The following is a 15,843-nucleotide window of genomic DNA, read 5'->3' on the forward strand; positions in this document are numbered from 1 at the left end:
TACCTATTTCGCTGCCGGTAAAATTCCGTTAACTTCTGAGTTTGGACGTGGAATCACGTGTACAGATACCAGGTTTCCAACTCTTCCGGCTGCATCTGCTCCAGCTTCAGTTGCCGCTTTAACAGCTCCTACATCACCGCGTACCATTACTGCTACAAGACCGCCACCAACAAATTCTTTTCCTACAAGTGTTACGTTTGCAGCCTTTACCATTGCGTCCGCTGCTTCAATTGCCCCGATTAGACCTTTTGTTTCGATCATTCCTAATGCTTCTTGACTCATTTGAATTCCTCCTAATGGTTGTTTAATAGTTTTGGATTTGGATTGCTTTTTCGTTTTTTTAGGTGGTTCCACAGGCTGCCCCTCTTGAGGTAGCTCATTCAGTTCTGCCATACTTCATCCCCCTCTTAAATAATTCTGAAGCCGTCTACCAACACGCAGCGTCTTTGACGGGTGAAAGTTTTGGCTGACGTCAGCCCTTCTCCCGTTGGACCTGCGATGGTTAAGGTGGTAAACCCTTCGCTCTGATAGCCGAGGCCAGCAACAGATGGACCGTTTTTCACAAAGATAGTCGCTTGAATTTCTTTTGCCATCTTTGTCAGGTTGGTGACATTCTGAGAATGCATGATGGCAGTATGTCGATTGCCTTTTTCGGCTTTGACCGCCAAGGCGATTCCCTTATCGACATCTGCCACTCTTACGATAGGCAGAATCGGCATCAGCATTTCCGTGTTGACCAGTGGGTGGTCTTCCTTTGTTTCGGCAATGATCAGCCTTACATTGGCGTCTGCCCTGATACCTGCCGCTTCGAGCAGAACGGATGCATTCTTTCCGATATAATCTCGGTTCGGATAGTATTTTTCGCCTTTTTTGACTAATATTTTCCCGAGAAGCTTTTCCAGCTGGTATCCTTTCAGTTCGATGGCGCCGTTTTTGGTCATCTCACTTTTCAGGGAGTTTGCCACTTTTTCGACGACAAAGACTTCTTTTTCCGCTGTACACAATACATTGTTATCAAAGCTTGCGCCGGTTACGATGTCCTTGGCCGCCTTGGAGATGACCGCTGTTTCATCCACGACAACCGGGGGATTCCCGGGTCCTGCTGCGATCACTTTTTTTCCTGAACTCATTGCGGCCTGGACCACCACGCCACCGCCGGTTACGACAAGCGCTCTAACTTTCGGATGCCTCATCACTTCGTTGGATGTCTCAATTTTGGGACTTGCAACAGAAGTGAGTGTGTTAGCAGGTCCCCCTGCTGCCACAATCGCCTCGTTCAACAGCTGCATCGCTTTGATAGATACTTGCTTGGCACTTGGGTGCGGGTTGAAAACAACCGCGTTACCTGCTGCTACTAGAGAAATAGAGTTGTTGATTATGGTCGCCGCTGGGTTGGTGGATGGAGTAATGGCACCATACACGCCCATAGCTGAGTATTCCACAAGGGTCAGACCCCCGTCACCTGAGTAGGTGGTGGCAACAATGTCCTCTACCCCTGGAGTTTTATTGGCAGCCAATAAATTCTTTGCCACTTTGTCCTCCACTCGTCCAAGTCCTGTTTCCTTTACCGCGAGTTCTGCTAGTGCATGAGCATGATCACGACTCACTTCACGCATTTTCTCTATCATTCTCTTTCGTGTTTCAAGCGAGGTCGCTCTCAGCTTGTCCCACGCTTCTGTCGCAGCATCTGCCGCTTCATCGACGGTGCGGAACACGCCATTTCCAAGTGGAACCTCACTGCTTCCCTGTTTAGAGGATGATGAAGAATTGCTTTCATCACCAAGCTTGGCAAGCACTTGGGCAACCATTTCCTTTATGTCGCTTTCCTTGATTTGCACGATTAATTACCTCCTTTTGAAAAGGTCTGGGATCCATTCAGTTCAATCTGATCCACGATGCCTACGATGGCTGCGTCGACGGGTACCCCGTTTGTAATTTCCGTCTGTCTGGCGGAGCTTCCACTTACGATTAACACGACTTCTCCTACGCCAGATCCGACAGTATCAATGGCAACAAGGGGCTTTCCATCCTCTTCGATGGTTTTCATATCAAGCGGTGTGACGATCAGCAGCTTTTTGCCCTTGAGCTTTTCCGCTTTTGTGGTTGCGACGATGGAGCCTGTCACTTTTGCAATAATCATGCTTCGTTGCCTCCTTTCTAGGAGCCGCTTACTTTGGGCTGTTCTTTGTTAAGTTTGGCCGCTCCAATCCACTGTCCCTGTCAGCCTTATGTTTCTTTTTGAATATGAATCTTTAACTCTCTGGCCATGTCTTTGGCAACTGGTGTAATTTTGCTATCTTTCGGGACCGTAATGGCTTTTACATTTTCCCTGGATGCATGTTCAATGTGCTTTGCCAGTATAAGTGGTTGCTTTTCCTGGTACAGCTGATGCTGTTCTTTTGCTGTATGTAAAAGCTGATTCAAGGGTACCCATTTAACCTGGTCTTTTTGTGTGGTACGTAAATATCCTTGTAATTTTTCCTGCACGGAATGTGGTGCCAGAATTTGTTGATACACCCCAAGCTCCACTTCGTTGTTGGCAATGACAATCGGCTTGCCTAACAGCTGAAACTGGATGGCTGTTTGTGCGGCCCGATCGTCATCCACCATTAATGCAAGCTTCGATACGAGCTGGAAGGAAGCAACCGGGAGGATAAGCAGGTCTGTTGATGTCCAAAGTGCCTGCACTTCCTCATAATCGGTACTCTCAAGCGGAATCACACCTTCTGTATCCTTGAGCATCTCCACCCAATCCCTTGAAGTTACCAATGTCACCTGAAAAGAAGCTTTAATATCCGAAACCGCTTTCAAAACACCTTTTGGATCGGAAGATGGATAGCTTAAAAGAACGGTAATGGATGGCTTCGTTTTTTCCTTTGAGGAGAGATTGCCTTGTTCAGCCATGTACGCTTCGACAGCCCGCTTGACCAGCTCTCTAACCGTTTCCTTTACATCCACAGCCACAACCTCCCTCCCTTTCCGGAGAACATTTGATTGCGGTGATTTCTCCAAGCTGCCCATTTTTTATGTTGGCTGCATTGGCCTCATCGAGATCGATATGCATCTCCAGCTTATATTTCGGGGAGACCCTGATAAGGACGTTGGAGTAGGTGACGCCACGAGGACCATCTACTTTAATGTCTACCATGTCTCCGTCCTTCACGCCAAAATTATCTCCGTCATCCGGATGCATATGGATATGCCGGGAAGCGCAAATCAATCCTTCTTCTACTTTAATTTGTCCTCTTGGTCCCATGATGGTGATGGATTCCGATCCTGCAAGATCTCCTGATTGGCGGATTGGCGGTGTCACCCCGAGAGTAAATCCGTCAAACAAGGAAACTTCGACTTGGGTTTTCCCCCTTGCAGGGCCAAGTACCCGTACATTCTGAATTCTTCCTTTTGGACCTATTAGTGTAACGGTTTCCTTGGCAGCAAACTGGTTAGGTTGTGAGAGGTCCTTTTGCTTTTTCAGTTCATACCCCCTACCAAAGAGCCGTTCTACATGCTCGGGAGACAGATGGATATGCCGGTTGGATACGGCAATCGGGACCTGTGTCTTTGATGTTTGCAGGGTGTTCTGAACCACCTCTTGCACCAACGCCTTAATAGTCGCTCGATCCATTTTTTCTCTCCCCCATTTCCAACAATGCCTTTGCTGTATATTGATCTGTAATCAGGACATTGGCATATTGGGCGTTTAGTGCCCCCAAAATGCCTTCCACTTTCTTGTTTCCACCTGCCACAAGGATGCTGTACTCTTTTTCCGCCAGATGGGAAAGTTCGATTCCAATGGTGCGGTCATTCAGTGATTGGTTGCTGATATGGCCTTTGATGTCGATGAACCTTGAGCAGATATCTGCCACTGTTTCATTCTTCTTCAACGTTTCCACATCACTGTCCAGAAAGTACCCCGCCCGCATCAAGGTCGACTGCTCCCCAGCTTCTCCTACCGTATAGATGGCAATATTGGCTTTCCTCCCAAGATCGAGCACTTTATTGATATGCCGATCCGCGACAATCGCCTGCTTTACGACAGGGTGATCGACCACTGCCGGAACAGGAAGAAAATGTGGCGTTGTATGAAAGGCTGCAGCCAGTCCATTAATAATATCGGATGCGTGGGTATTGAGCTCTGAATAGCTTACTCCGCCATTCAGTTGCACGATTTCCACATCGTGGACACTTTTGGGATTAAGCTGGAGGGACAATTGATATAAAGTCGTTCCCCAGGTAATACCGATTGTATCTCCATTTTTGACGATGCCGTATAAATACTCGGCTGCCGCCTCCCCGATTTTATTTTTGATATGGCTATCTTCATAGGCAGGAACGGAAGTGACGATGCAGTCTTTCAGTTTGAATCTTTCCTGGAGTTGCGCAGCCAGTCCATTCACATCTTCTGTTGGATCACAGATTTTTATATGTACGACTCCATCTTGTTTCGCCTGATCCAATAGGCGTGATACGGTCGGACGAGATACACCAAGCTTTTTGGCGATCTCCTGTTGGCTGTAATTGAATAAATAATACATTTTAGCCACTTCTACTAAACGGGCTATTTTTTCATTTTGCATGCTCGTTTCACCCGATTTTCAAATTATGTTCATCGAAAATGTACGAAAGTGCTTAGAAACATGATGATTTTTGTAGAAAACTAGGTTTTTTCTATGGTGGTAAGCGCTTTAATAAACTTTTGTAAATATACTTTTGAACATATGTTAACTTTATTATAAACCCAGCAAAAATTCTGTCAATATACTTTATTTAAAATAGTCAGATTTGTAAGCGTTTTTTCAGTGAGGGTTTAAATGGTTCCTTCGTGTGGAGATTTCTAGAGTAGATGTTTTCAGATCATATATAAGAGCAATACAGTAAAAATTAAAAGCAAGTAGACTGTTTTTCATCATCCTAGTAAATAAATTGATCACAAAGTGCTTCCCTGACGATCGAAACCTCTCCCAATCCCATCTACCGCAACTTACTCTCCGAAGTCAGTCATTTACTGTCCGTTTAAGGGAAATACTGTCCGAACTTTTGAAAATACAAGCCAAACTGACTCATTTACTGTCCAAACTCACTACAATACATGCCAATCAACAAATGACATCAAGATTCGACACCTCTGCCTCCCTGACAGTCGTCCCATTCCTCTACACAGAAAAACACGCTCCCATCAAGAGAGCGTGTCGTGTCCAAAACTATTATAATCCTTATCGTTTTCCAGAATCAAATGGCTCTCCGACTGCTTTTGGAGCCTGAGAGGATTTGGAGAAAATAATCAATGCGATTAATGTAACGACATAAGGGAATACCTTCAAAAATACCGGCGGAATCACGGCCAAGGAAGGTACAACCTGGGAAACGTTCGCAACGGTAGTCGCAAAGCCAAAGAATAGCGTTGCTGCCAGGATGCCAAGAGGCTTCCATTGACCGAAGATTAAGGAAGCAAGCGCCAAGAAACCAAGACCCGCAACCGTACCATTGAATTCTCCACCTGTTGTTACGATAAATACGGCTCCGCCAAGTCCAGAGAAAGCTCCAGAGATCATGACTCCGATATACCGCATTTTATATACGCTGATACCGGCCGCCTCTGCAGCATGCGGATGTTCCCCGCAAGAACGCAAGCGCAGCCCAAATGGCGTTTTGTAAAGTAAAAACGCGCTAAGAAGCAAAATGGCTAGAACTAACCAAGTAGTTGCATACGTTCGTGTGAAAAATAAGCTACCTATCACAGGAAGATCCGATAGAAACGGAATGTTGAATGGTTTTAACGTACTAATTTGTATGTTACCGCTTCCGGTGATATTACGTGCCAAGAATACCGTGATGGCAGCAGCGATCATATTGATGGCTGTACCACTGATAATCTGATTGGCGTGAAGATTGATACTTGCAAAGGCATGAAGGAGGGAGAACAATAGTCCCATCAAGGTTGCCAGGGCAAGACCAATCCAGATCGCTTTTTGCTGACCGGGCATCATCGCCTGCATTTTCAGGATGACAAGGGCACCTGTGAAAGCACCGATGACCATTAACCCTTCCAAACCGATGTTAACGACACCACTTCGTTCACTGAATAATGCTCCCAGCGCTGTGATCAAAAGAGGGATAGTAAAGATAATTGCATACGGAGCTATCTGCTGAATCGTTGTCCACATACCTTATACCTCCTCCTTCTTCTCAGTCGTGTTCTGAATGATTGCTGGTTGTTTTTTATTCTTCTTTTTATTGATGAAGTAGCGAATCATTCTATCTATCAGGATACTTGTCGCAGCGAAGTAGATAATGATCGCAATGATAGAATCAGCAATTTCAGGTGGAATGTCTGTCATGGCATTCATGAATCCACGGCCGGAATAAAGAAGACCGAAGAAGATTGCCGCCAATAATACCCCGATTCCCGTGTTTGCTCCAAGGAGCGCCACAGCAATTCCGTCAAATCCCTGTGTTGGCAAAATCCCGATCTGGATGCTTGTCGCATTCCCTGTATAAAATGCCACCCCGCCAAGACCAGCAAGTCCGCCGGAAATGACCATGGATGTGACGATACTTCTGTTTACAGCAATTCCTGCATATTCAGCAGAATTACGGTTAAAACCAACTGCCTTCAACTCGTATCCAAGCGTTGTTTTATTAATAATAAAAGAGAAAATAATAACGGTTATTGCTGCAATAAATAACCCTAAGTTAATGTAAGAGCCATCAAACATGTCCGTTAAAATCGGTGTGCGTAAAGACGCAGATTCCGATAGCTTTTTAGATTCTGTTTCTAAAAACTCTCCTTTAAAGTAAGCCGGCACCGCGTAATAGACCGTCCAGTAAGCAATCCAGTTCATCATGATGGTGGAAACTACTTCGTGAACATTGAATTTAGCTTTTAAAAGACCAGGGACGAACGCCCAAAGAGCTCCTCCGATAAAACCAGCCAATACCATACAAACCAATAATAGAGGTCTGGACAAATCAAACGTCAAGCCCACTGCTACGGCACAAAAACCTCCGAAAAGCATTTGGCCAGCAGCTCCGATATTAAATAATCCAGTCCGGAATGCAAAAGCTACCGATAATCCGGTGAAGATCAGTGGAGTCGCTGTAGCTAGCGTATTTCCTATTCTGGACAGATTCTTCAATCCGCCTTCAAACAAGTATTTATATCCTTCAACAGGATTGTTTCCTGTGACTGCCATCAATATCGCACCTGCAATTAAACCGAAAAGGACAGCAAGCAACGAGATTATGCCATTTCTCATTCTTCTTCCCCCTTCATCACGCCAGCCATCATCAGGCCCAGTTCGTTTTCGTTTGTTTCTTTTGCATTCACGATTCCGACTAATTGGCCATTATTAACAACGGCAATGCGATCTGAAACATTTATTACTTCATCTAATTCCAAGGATACAAGCAGAACAGCCTTTCCTTTGTCCCTTTGTTCCACAAGTCTCTTATGGATGTATTCAATCGAGCCAACATCAAGGCCACGAGTTGGCTGAACAGCGATCAAGAGCGTTGGGTCTAGTTCAATTTCCCTTCCGATAACTGCTTTTTGCTGATTTCCCCCTGATAGGGAACGGGCAATCGATTTCCCACCTTCTCCTGAACGCACATCAAAGCTTTTAATAATGTTTTCTGCATGCTTTTTGATAGCGGGAAAATTAAGGACGCCACGCTTGGAATATGGCTCTTTATGATACAGCTCAAGCACCATGTTCTCCTCAATCGTATAATCAAGGACAAGTCCATGCTTATGACGGTCTTCTGGAATATGGGCAATTCCGCTTGCAATTCTAGAGCGTACTGGCATTTTGGTAATATCTTTTCCTTCGAAAAGGATGGATCCGGTGTCAGCTTGCTTCAATCCTGTAATGCTTTCCACGATTTCGGATTGGCCGTTTCCATCCACTCCTGCGATTCCAAGGATCTCGCCTTTTTTCAGTTCTAATGACATATTCTTAAGGGCGATTACATCCTTGCCCTTCTTCACAGACACGTTATCCATTTTCAGGACGACTTCACCTGGTGTTGCTTCTTTTTTGCTGACTTTGAAGTTGACTTCACGGCCTACCATCATTTCAGCCATTTGTTCTTTACTTGTTTCTGCTACGTTTACTGTGCCAATTGTCTTTCCTCTTCTGATAACGGTACAACGATCTGCCATCGCCTTGATCTCTTTCAGCTTATGGGTGATGATGATAATCGATTTACCTTCTGCAATCAGGTTTTTCATGATTTTCCCAAGTTCTATGATCTCCTGAGGAGTAAGAACTGCAGTAGGCTCGTCCAAAATCAGCACGTCAGCTTGTCGATAGAGCATCTTCAGAATTTCCACACGCTGCTGCATCCCAACGGAAATGTCTTCAATTTTGGCATGGGGATCCACGTTCAACCCATACTTTTTAGACAAATCCTCAATTCTTTTGCTGGCAGTCTTTTTGTCGAGTACATACATCTTATGCAACTCAGAACCTAGCATAATATTTTCTGTTACCGTAAAGTTACTGACCAGTTTGAAGTGTTGGTGTACCATCCCGATTCCAAGCTTTGTCGCGACGTTAGGATTGGCAATTTTCGTTTCCTTGCCATTAATTTTTATAGATCCTCTATCCGGTTGATACATCCCGAACAGTATCGCCATCAACGTTGATTTCCCGGCACCATTTTCCCCCAGAAGGGCGTGAATTTCCCCTTGCTTTAGACGAAGTGTAATATCATCATTGGCAACTATTCCAGTAAACTCTTTCCGGATATTGAGCATCTCCACTACATAGTCCATAGAGCGATTCTCCCTTTTTTGTTTTTTTATCCCAAGAGGACAGACAACTAACCTCTTACATAGGCATTAAAAAAGGCGGGACTCCCCGCCTTTTTCTTTATTAATTTGAAACATACATAAACGTGGCTCAGATAGACATGCCAGGTATTAATATATATTACTTAATCAAATCGCCTTGCTCAGAAGAAACTTCTACTTCACCGGATTTAATCAGTTCAAAGATTTCATTCACTTTAGAAGTTGTTTCATCACTTAGGTTTGGATTTTCTTCAGGAAGTCCAACTCCGTCGTTTTTCGCATCGAATGTAAGCGTTTCGCCACCTGGGAACTCTCCATCGATTTCTGCTTTGATCATGTCAGCAGCTGCAGTGTCAATTTTCTTCATAGCAGAAGTTAAGATAACAGAATCGCCATTATCCATCTTTCCTTCTTCGTACTGGTCAACGTCTACTCCGACCATCCATACATCGTCTCCGCCTTCAACACGAGTTTTCGCTTCGTTGATTGCCCCAACTCCAACTCCACCCGCTGCTGCGAAAATAACATTTACTCCACGATCGAACATTGCTGCAGCAATTTGCTGACCTGCAGCTACTGCATCAAACGTACCTTGGTACACTACGTTTTCTTCTTTAATGCTTACATTTGTATCTAAGTTCTCATTTGCATAGGCAATACCTTGTTGGAAGCCCCAGTTAAATTTTTGAACTGGAGGAATTTCCATACCACCGATGAATCCAGCTTCGCCCTCTTTAAGTTCTAAAGCTGTTGCAACACCAGCTAAGAAACCAGCTTCGTGCTCAGCAAAGAAGATGGATACTGTATTTTCCCCTACTACCGGGTTGAAATCACCGTTATGTGGTGATCCATCGATAAGAACGAACTTTGCATCTTCAAATTGACTTTGCGCCTGGAATACCGCTGTTTCAAATTTAAATCCAGGAGTAACGATAAACTTATATTCTGCATCATACAGGTTTGTAATCTCTTGCATGTAATCAGCTTCTGTTGTACCAGCCGGCTTTAAATACTTCTCTTTAATGCCGAATTCTTCTTTAGCTTGAAGAATCCCATTCCAAGTACCTTCGTTAAAAGACTTGTCATCAATCGTTCCAGCATCCGTAACCATTCCAACTAACATGTCGGAACCGCTGTTATCGCCTGATGCAGATTCAGAACCGCCTTTGTTGTCCGTTCCACAACCTACCAAAAAGACCATCGTTGTTAAAACCATGATGATCGTTGTAATTAATCCCTTTTTCATGCCCTAACTCCCCCAAAATTTAAAATTTATAGTAAATTGAAAACCCTTACTATCATTACTATATTCGTAAACTTCCAATATTTCAATATATGTTTTTCAAAGATGAACATATTTTCATGAATAAAATTACCTAGTTAAGAAAATTGTCGAAAAATTGCAGATAAATACTGACTTTCTAATATTTGCTTTGGTAGATATGGTAGAAATTACTACAAAGGGGTCTGACCCGCTCTCCTTTAAAGCATGAAAGCATTTTAGTTTTTTAATATTTTGTACATAGAGGAATAGAACACGACAACAAACGATTATACGACTGATATAAAGAGACAGAAAACAACCTTGACTAATCACTTTTAGATAAGTTTTTTTGCCCAAAGGCAGTGGAAATCAATCTTTCTCTCGACTTTCCACCGGCGTAAAGTAATATTTCACCTCCAAATTCCACATTCCATCCTTTTTCTTTATCATCCCCCCACTCAAATCGTCTTTCTCGTTATCATAGGTACTTATTCCAACCAGCAATAGAGGGGAATCCCCCCATATATTACAACAATTCCCCCATCGTCATCATAATCCCCCCAAAGAACAGATTATTCCCCCCATACCAGAATGGAATTAAACCATAACTCAAGATAATCCCCCCACAAATGAGCTTTTTCCCACCATTACTCTTTAATTTAAAAATCTCACAACCACTGGTGTAATCGGCCAATCACAATTTCCTACCTAGTTGAATCCACTTTTCCCATCCATTTGTAAGCTGTTCATCATTTATTGTATGATAAGTGTACAAAAACAAAAACTTTGTTAAGCACCGCTGGTGATTTCCGCACCGGGCTTCGCTTTCCGCGGGGCACTAGCGGAGCCTCCTCGGCTTTGCCTGCGGGGTCTCCGCTAAGCGCTATCTCCCGCCGGAGTCTTTGCCCTGAACTCCAATCACCAGCTAGGATATTTAAGAATCTACAATTTTTCTATAGCAAAGAAAAAACAAAAATAATCCCTCACTTCTTCTTATATAAGAGTGAGTTCTATTTCTACTTTTAAGGACGTGTTTTGATTGCGAATAAACAAATTTATAAGTGACTCCGGTGTTGCCTCTAGACGTGGAGCCGATAAGCTGATTGAAGAGGGCAGAGTGAAGATCAACGGGAAAGTCGCGAAGATTGGCGGACAGGTTAATCCGGGCGACGAGGTGTTAGTTAACGGACAGCTCATTCGAATTGCTCGGGACAATGTCTATATCGCCTTGAATAAACCAATAGGCATTACCTCCACTACGGAAAAACAGGTGAAGGGCAATATCATCGACCTTGTAAATCACCCTCTTCGTCTTTCCCATATCGGGCGCCTGGATAAGGAATCGGAAGGACTGATTCTGCTTACCAATGACGGCGACATCATCAATGAGATTTTGCGCCCTGAAAATAAGCATGAAAAAGAATATATCGTTTCTGTCGATAAGCCGATTACCCAAGACTTTGTGAAACAGATGTCCGAGGGTGTCCGGATCCTTGATACAAAAACCCTTCCTTGTGAAGTGGAGCAGCTATCGAAGTTTGATTTCAAAATTATCCTGACCCAAGGATTGAACCGTCAGATCCGCCGTATGTGTGCCGAACTCGGGTATGAAGTCCTGCGCCTGCAACGTACCCGGATCATGAATATACAGCTTGGAAACCTTCCAATGGGCCAGTGGCGTGACCTCAGCAAAAAGGAAAAACGCCAGCTGTTTGCAGATTTGGATTATGAACCTAAAGAATGGTAACTTAAAAAGCCTGTCCCCGCCGTCGAAATGACAGTTAAAGGACAGGCTTTTTTTATTGAGTGCACCCATCAGTGATTTTCTTTCTCAATTAGTCATTGACATCTTTCATTGATAGTCTTATAGTAATATTTGTAACGAAATTGATAATCATTATCACTAGTGTAAACTTATTATAAACTGGAGGTTACATAATGGTTCGCCTACACACAAAGGACTTGAACATTGGCTATGGTGAACGTCTGATCATAAAGGACTTATCGATTGAAATACCAGATAAGCAGATTACTACCATCATCGGATCCAATGGTTGCGGAAAATCCACCCTATTAAAGGCCATTACCAGAATTATTTCCCACCAATCGGGATCCATTTTGCTGGATGGTCAGGAAATTGCCAAAGAAAACACCAAATCATTGGCAAAAAAAATGGCCATTCTCCCTCAAACACCTGAAAGTGTAAGCGGATTAACAGTTGGTGAACTAGTTTCTTATGGTCGTTTTCCTTATCAAAAAGGTTTTGGACGATTGACCAAAAAAGATTACGAGGTCATGGACTGGGCCCTTGAAGTGACAGGGACAACAGAATTCAAATACCGCCCTGTGGATGCACTATCCGGTGGTCAACGACAACGTGTCTGGATTGCGATGGCACTGGCGCAAGAAACGGAAATTATCTTCCTTGATGAACCTACCACCTATCTGGACATGGCTCACCAATTGGAAGTGCTGGAGCTATTACAAAAGTTGAATAGAGACCAGGAACGCACCATTATTATGGTCCTACACGACTTAAACCAGGCTGCCAGGTTTGCCGATTACCTAATTGCCTTAAAGGACGGAAACATCATTAAGTCAGGTAATTGCGAAGAAGTAATTACACCAGAAGTGCTAAGAGAAGTCTTTCAAATCGATGCTGAAATTGGCAGAGATCCAAGAACACATAAACCTATGTGCTTAACCTACAACTTACTTAAAGGGGAAAACTACAATGAAAAAATTAATGATTCCATTCTTATTCCTGCTCTTGCTGGTCGTTAGTGCCTGCGGGAACACCACTAATAATACCGATAATAACGATGCTGAAAATTCCAATGAGGGAAATGCTTCCTCCTCTGAAACGATCACGTATGAAGCGGAAACAGGACCAATCGATGTACCTGCAAATCCTCAAAGAGTCGTTGTAATTAACTCTTTCGTAGCTGGAAATGTCATGGCTCTTGGAACCAATATTGTTGGGACGGACTCTTGGGCAATGGCAAATCCCCGTTATGAAGAATACTTAGGAGATGCAGTTGAAGTGACTGATCAAGATCTAGAGAAAATTATTGAATTAGACCCAGACCTTATTATCGCTGCCTCCAACGCAAACAATCTAGATAAGCTTGGAGATATTGCACCAACTGTTGCGTACACATACGGAAAAGTCGACTATCTTACCCAGCATGTGGAGATAGGAAAATTATTGAATAAAGAAGAAGAAGCTCAGAAATGGGTGGATGACTTCAAGACTCGCTCGCAGGAAGCTGGAGAAGAAATTCGAGCTAAAATCGGTGAGGATGCGACGGTCTCCGTTATTGAAAACTTTGATAAAGAGCTTTACGTTTTCGGCGACAATTGGGGACGTGGAACAGAAATTCTTTATCAAGAAATGAAGTTGAAGATGCCAGAGAGAGTGAAAGAAGAAGCTTTAGCAGCTGGATATTATACGCTTTCTTTTGAAGTGTTGCCTGAGTTTGCTGGAGATTATATGGTTTTCAGTAAGAATTCTGATGGAGATACTTCGTTCCAGGAAACGGATACGTACAAAAATATTCCGGCTGTGAAGAATGGTCAGGTTTTTGAAGCGGATGCGAAAGAGTTTTACTTTAATGATCCGATTTCCCTTGATTTTCAGTTGGAATTCTTTAAGGATAGCTTTTTAGGAAACTAACATCAAACAGAGGGATTCTTCTTTTATAGGAGGGTCCCTTTTATTCTATTGTTACCACTCCCATTCTAATACAGAAAAGATGAGGAAAATGAAGATTGCGTTGGAACGAGGCATTCCTTTTATAATTAAATTTATCGGGGCACTCATCGTCTTTGTGGCGGTGTTTTTTGCTGCCATGATACTTGGGGCAGCTGATACTACTATTCGGGATGTGTGGTTGGCCTTAACATCTCCTACAACGAGTGGAGATAAAATTTTGATTATCCGCGAAATCCGGCTTCCACGTGAAGTTGCCGCGATCTTTGTCGGTGCCGGGCTATCGGTTGCCGGTGCCATTATGCAAGGGATGACCCGGAATCCTCTTGCAGACCCCGGTTTGCTCGGTTTGACTGCTGGAGCAAATGCTGCCCTTGCTATCACCCTTGCATTTTTTCCTTCTATTAACTATTACGGCATCACTATTGCTTGTTTTATCGGGGCAGCAGTCGGGGCCATCATGGTGTTCGGTTTAGGTGCGATGAAAAAAGGTGGATTCTCTCCTCTTCGCATCGTCCTTGCCGGAGCAGCCGTTTCTGCCTTTCTTTTTGCCGTGGCTGAAGGGGTCGCATTAACATTTAAACTTTCCAAGGATGTATCCATGTGGACTGCCGGGGGGATTATTGGAACAACCTGGGGACAGTTGCAGTTGATTATTCCGTTGATTACGGCAGGACTGTTGGTGGCACTCTACCTCTCCAGACAACTGACCATCCTTAGTCTCAGTGAGGAAGTGGCTGTCGGTTTGGGACAAAAGATTGCAGCGGTCAAAGGGATATTGTTTGTCGTCATCATATTGTTGACGGGTGCTTCTGTGGCACTCGTCGGGAATATGGCCTTTATCGGATTGATGATTCCACATATCGTGCGCGCCATCGTCGGAACGGATTACCGCTTCATATTGCCTATGTCGGCAATAGTGGGAGCCACCTTCATGCTTTTTGCCGACACATTGGGGCGCACCATCAACGCTCCTTTTGAAACGCCTGTAGCTGCTATCGTAGCAATGGTCGGCCTCCCCTTCTTCCTTGTTATTGTCCGTAAAGGAGGGAAAGCATTCTCATGATTCATCCGTCTATTATAAAAAAGCAACGTATTATTGTGTTTTTATTAGCTTTGCTTATCTTGCTCACCGTAGTTGTCGGTATAGGAGTTGGACCAGCATCTCTGTCATTCGATCGGTTGATACCAACGATTTTGGGTCAAGGTAGTTTTAAAGAGGAGTTTGTATTGTTTTCCATCAGGCTTCCACGCATTGTGATCACCATTCTTGCAGGAATGGCGCTCGCATTATCAGGGGCCATCCTTCAAGGGGTGACTCGTAATGATTTAGCGGACCCTGGGATTATCGGAATTAACGCAGGGGCAGGTGTGGCTATATCAATTTTCTTCCTATATGTCCCTATTAACGTTGGTTCCTTTGTTTATATGTTACCAGCGGTTGCCTTTATCGGGGCACTAATCACAGCCATGTTCATTTATTTGTTCTCTTATCAGAAAAATGGCGGGCTTCAGCCTGTCCGGCTTGTATTAGTAGGGGTCGGATTTTCCATGGCACTTTCCGGTATGATGATCATCTTAATTTCTTCTGCAGAACGTGTAAAAGTGGATTTCATCGCTAAGTGGTTGGCAGGCAACATTTGGGGTGCTGATTGGCCTTTCATATTGACTTTATTGCCATGGCTGCTTGTGTTGGTCCCTTTTACCTTATATAAAGCCAACCGGCTAAACCTCCTTGGCATGAGTGAGCCTGTGGCGATTGGGGTTGGGGTATCCCTTGAAAAGGAAAGGATGATTCTGCTTTTAACTGCCGTAGCTCTAGCAGCTTCTGCTGTTTCCGTTACAGGCGGAATTGCTTTCATCGGATTGATGGCACCTCATATGGCAAAATCTTTAGTGGGACCTAGAAATCAATTATTCCTACCTGTAGCGATTTTGATCGGGGGCTGGCTGTTACTGTTTGCAGACACGCTCGGACGTAATCTGATAGAGAGCGGAATCCCCGCAGGTATCATGGTCGCGTTGATAGGGGCGCCTTACTTCATGTACCTGCTTCTGAAGAAATAAACTTTG

The 15,843-nt window shown here is 43.9% G+C and carries 15 protein-coding genes; 5 read left to right on the forward strand and 10 right to left on the reverse strand.

All coding sequences use genetic code 11. The annotated features are described in order from the left end of the window. Positions 1–3: 3 nt before the first annotated feature. The 10 genes from AB685_RS06030 to AB685_RS06075 all read right to left on the reverse strand — a co-directional run bounded on the left by AB685_RS06030 (position 4) and on the right by AB685_RS06075 (position 10,040). Positions 4–282 carry a BMC domain-containing protein gene (locus AB685_RS06030; RefSeq protein ID WP_029326563.1) on the reverse strand — a complete coding sequence of 93 codons (279 nt, stop codon included), beginning with the start codon at positions 280–282 and terminating at the stop codon, positions 4–6. Positions 283–407: 125 nt separating this feature from the next. Continuing rightward, on the reverse strand, positions 408–1,838 hold the full coding sequence (locus AB685_RS06035; protein ID WP_047969563.1) for an aldehyde dehydrogenase family protein: 1,431 nt from the start codon (positions 1,836–1,838) through the stop codon (positions 408–410). A gap of 2 nt (positions 1,839–1,840) precedes the next feature. Beyond that, on the reverse strand, positions 1,841–2,140 hold the full coding sequence (locus tag AB685_RS06040) for a EutN/CcmL family microcompartment protein (protein ID WP_047969564.1): 300 nt from the start codon (positions 2,138–2,140) through the stop codon (positions 1,841–1,843). An 86-nt stretch (positions 2,141–2,226) separates the two neighbouring features. Continuing rightward, positions 2,227–2,964: a hypothetical protein gene (locus tag AB685_RS06045; RefSeq protein ID WP_128755802.1), complete on the reverse strand. Its 738-nt coding sequence runs from the start codon at positions 2,962–2,964 to the stop codon at positions 2,227–2,229. Beyond that, positions 2,936–3,625 (reverse strand): phosphate propanoyltransferase, encoded by a 690-nt coding sequence (locus AB685_RS06050; RefSeq protein ID WP_047969566.1) that lies wholly within the window; start codon positions 3,623–3,625, stop codon positions 2,936–2,938. The genes AB685_RS06045 and AB685_RS06050 overlap by 29 nt, the downstream gene beginning before the upstream one ends. Then, a complete protein-coding gene (locus tag AB685_RS06055) occupies positions 3,606–4,577 on the reverse strand; it encodes a sugar-binding transcriptional regulator (protein ID WP_047969567.1) in 972 nt (323 codons plus the stop codon). The genes AB685_RS06050 and AB685_RS06055 overlap by 20 nt, the downstream gene beginning before the upstream one ends. Positions 4,578–5,213: 636 nt before the next feature. Beyond that, positions 5,214–6,164, reverse strand: coding sequence for an ABC transporter permease (locus AB685_RS06060; RefSeq protein ID WP_047969568.1), 951 nt, complete (start codon positions 6,162–6,164; stop codon positions 5,214–5,216). Positions 6,165–6,167: 3 nt separating this feature from the next. Beyond that, positions 6,168–7,256 (reverse strand): ABC transporter permease, encoded by a 1,089-nt coding sequence (locus AB685_RS06065; RefSeq protein WP_047969569.1) that lies wholly within the window; start codon positions 7,254–7,256, stop codon positions 6,168–6,170. Then, positions 7,253–8,776, reverse strand: coding sequence for an ABC transporter ATP-binding protein (locus tag AB685_RS06070; RefSeq protein WP_047969570.1), 1,524 nt, complete (start codon positions 8,774–8,776; stop codon positions 7,253–7,255). The genes AB685_RS06065 and AB685_RS06070 overlap by 4 nt, the downstream gene beginning before the upstream one ends. A 157-nt stretch (positions 8,777–8,933) precedes the next feature. Then, a complete protein-coding gene (locus tag AB685_RS06075) occupies positions 8,934–10,040 on the reverse strand; it encodes a BMP family ABC transporter substrate-binding protein (protein WP_047969571.1) in 1,107 nt (368 codons plus the stop codon). A gap of 1,057 nt (positions 10,041–11,097) precedes the next feature. Between AB685_RS06075 and AB685_RS06080 the strand changes: the two genes are divergently transcribed. The 5 genes from AB685_RS06080 (at position 11,098) to AB685_RS06100 (ending at position 15,837) form a co-directional block, all read left to right on the forward strand. Next, entirely contained in the window at positions 11,098–11,805 is a 708-nt protein-coding gene (locus tag AB685_RS06080; RefSeq protein WP_047969572.1) for a pseudouridine synthase, read from the forward strand. A 191-nt stretch (positions 11,806–11,996) separates the two neighbouring features. Next, a complete protein-coding gene (locus tag AB685_RS06085; RefSeq protein WP_047969573.1) occupies positions 11,997–12,842 on the forward strand; it encodes an ABC transporter ATP-binding protein in 846 nt (281 codons plus the stop codon). Continuing rightward, positions 12,793–13,734 (forward strand): iron-hydroxamate ABC transporter substrate-binding protein, encoded by a 942-nt coding sequence (locus tag AB685_RS06090; protein WP_047969574.1) that lies wholly within the window; start codon positions 12,793–12,795, stop codon positions 13,732–13,734. The genes AB685_RS06085 and AB685_RS06090 overlap by 50 nt, the downstream gene beginning before the upstream one ends. A gap of 88 nt (positions 13,735–13,822) precedes the next feature. After that, complete coding sequence (locus tag AB685_RS06095) at positions 13,823–14,836, forward strand: iron ABC transporter permease (RefSeq protein ID WP_047969575.1); 1,014 nt, start codon at positions 13,823–13,825, stop codon at positions 14,834–14,836. Beyond that, positions 14,833–15,837, forward strand: a complete 1,005-nt coding sequence (locus tag AB685_RS06100) for an iron ABC transporter permease (RefSeq protein ID WP_047969576.1) — start codon at positions 14,833–14,835, stop codon at positions 15,835–15,837. The genes AB685_RS06095 and AB685_RS06100 overlap by 4 nt, the downstream gene beginning before the upstream one ends. Positions 15,838–15,843 lie beyond the last annotated feature (6 nt).

Source organism: Bacillus sp. LL01, assembly GCF_001037965.1.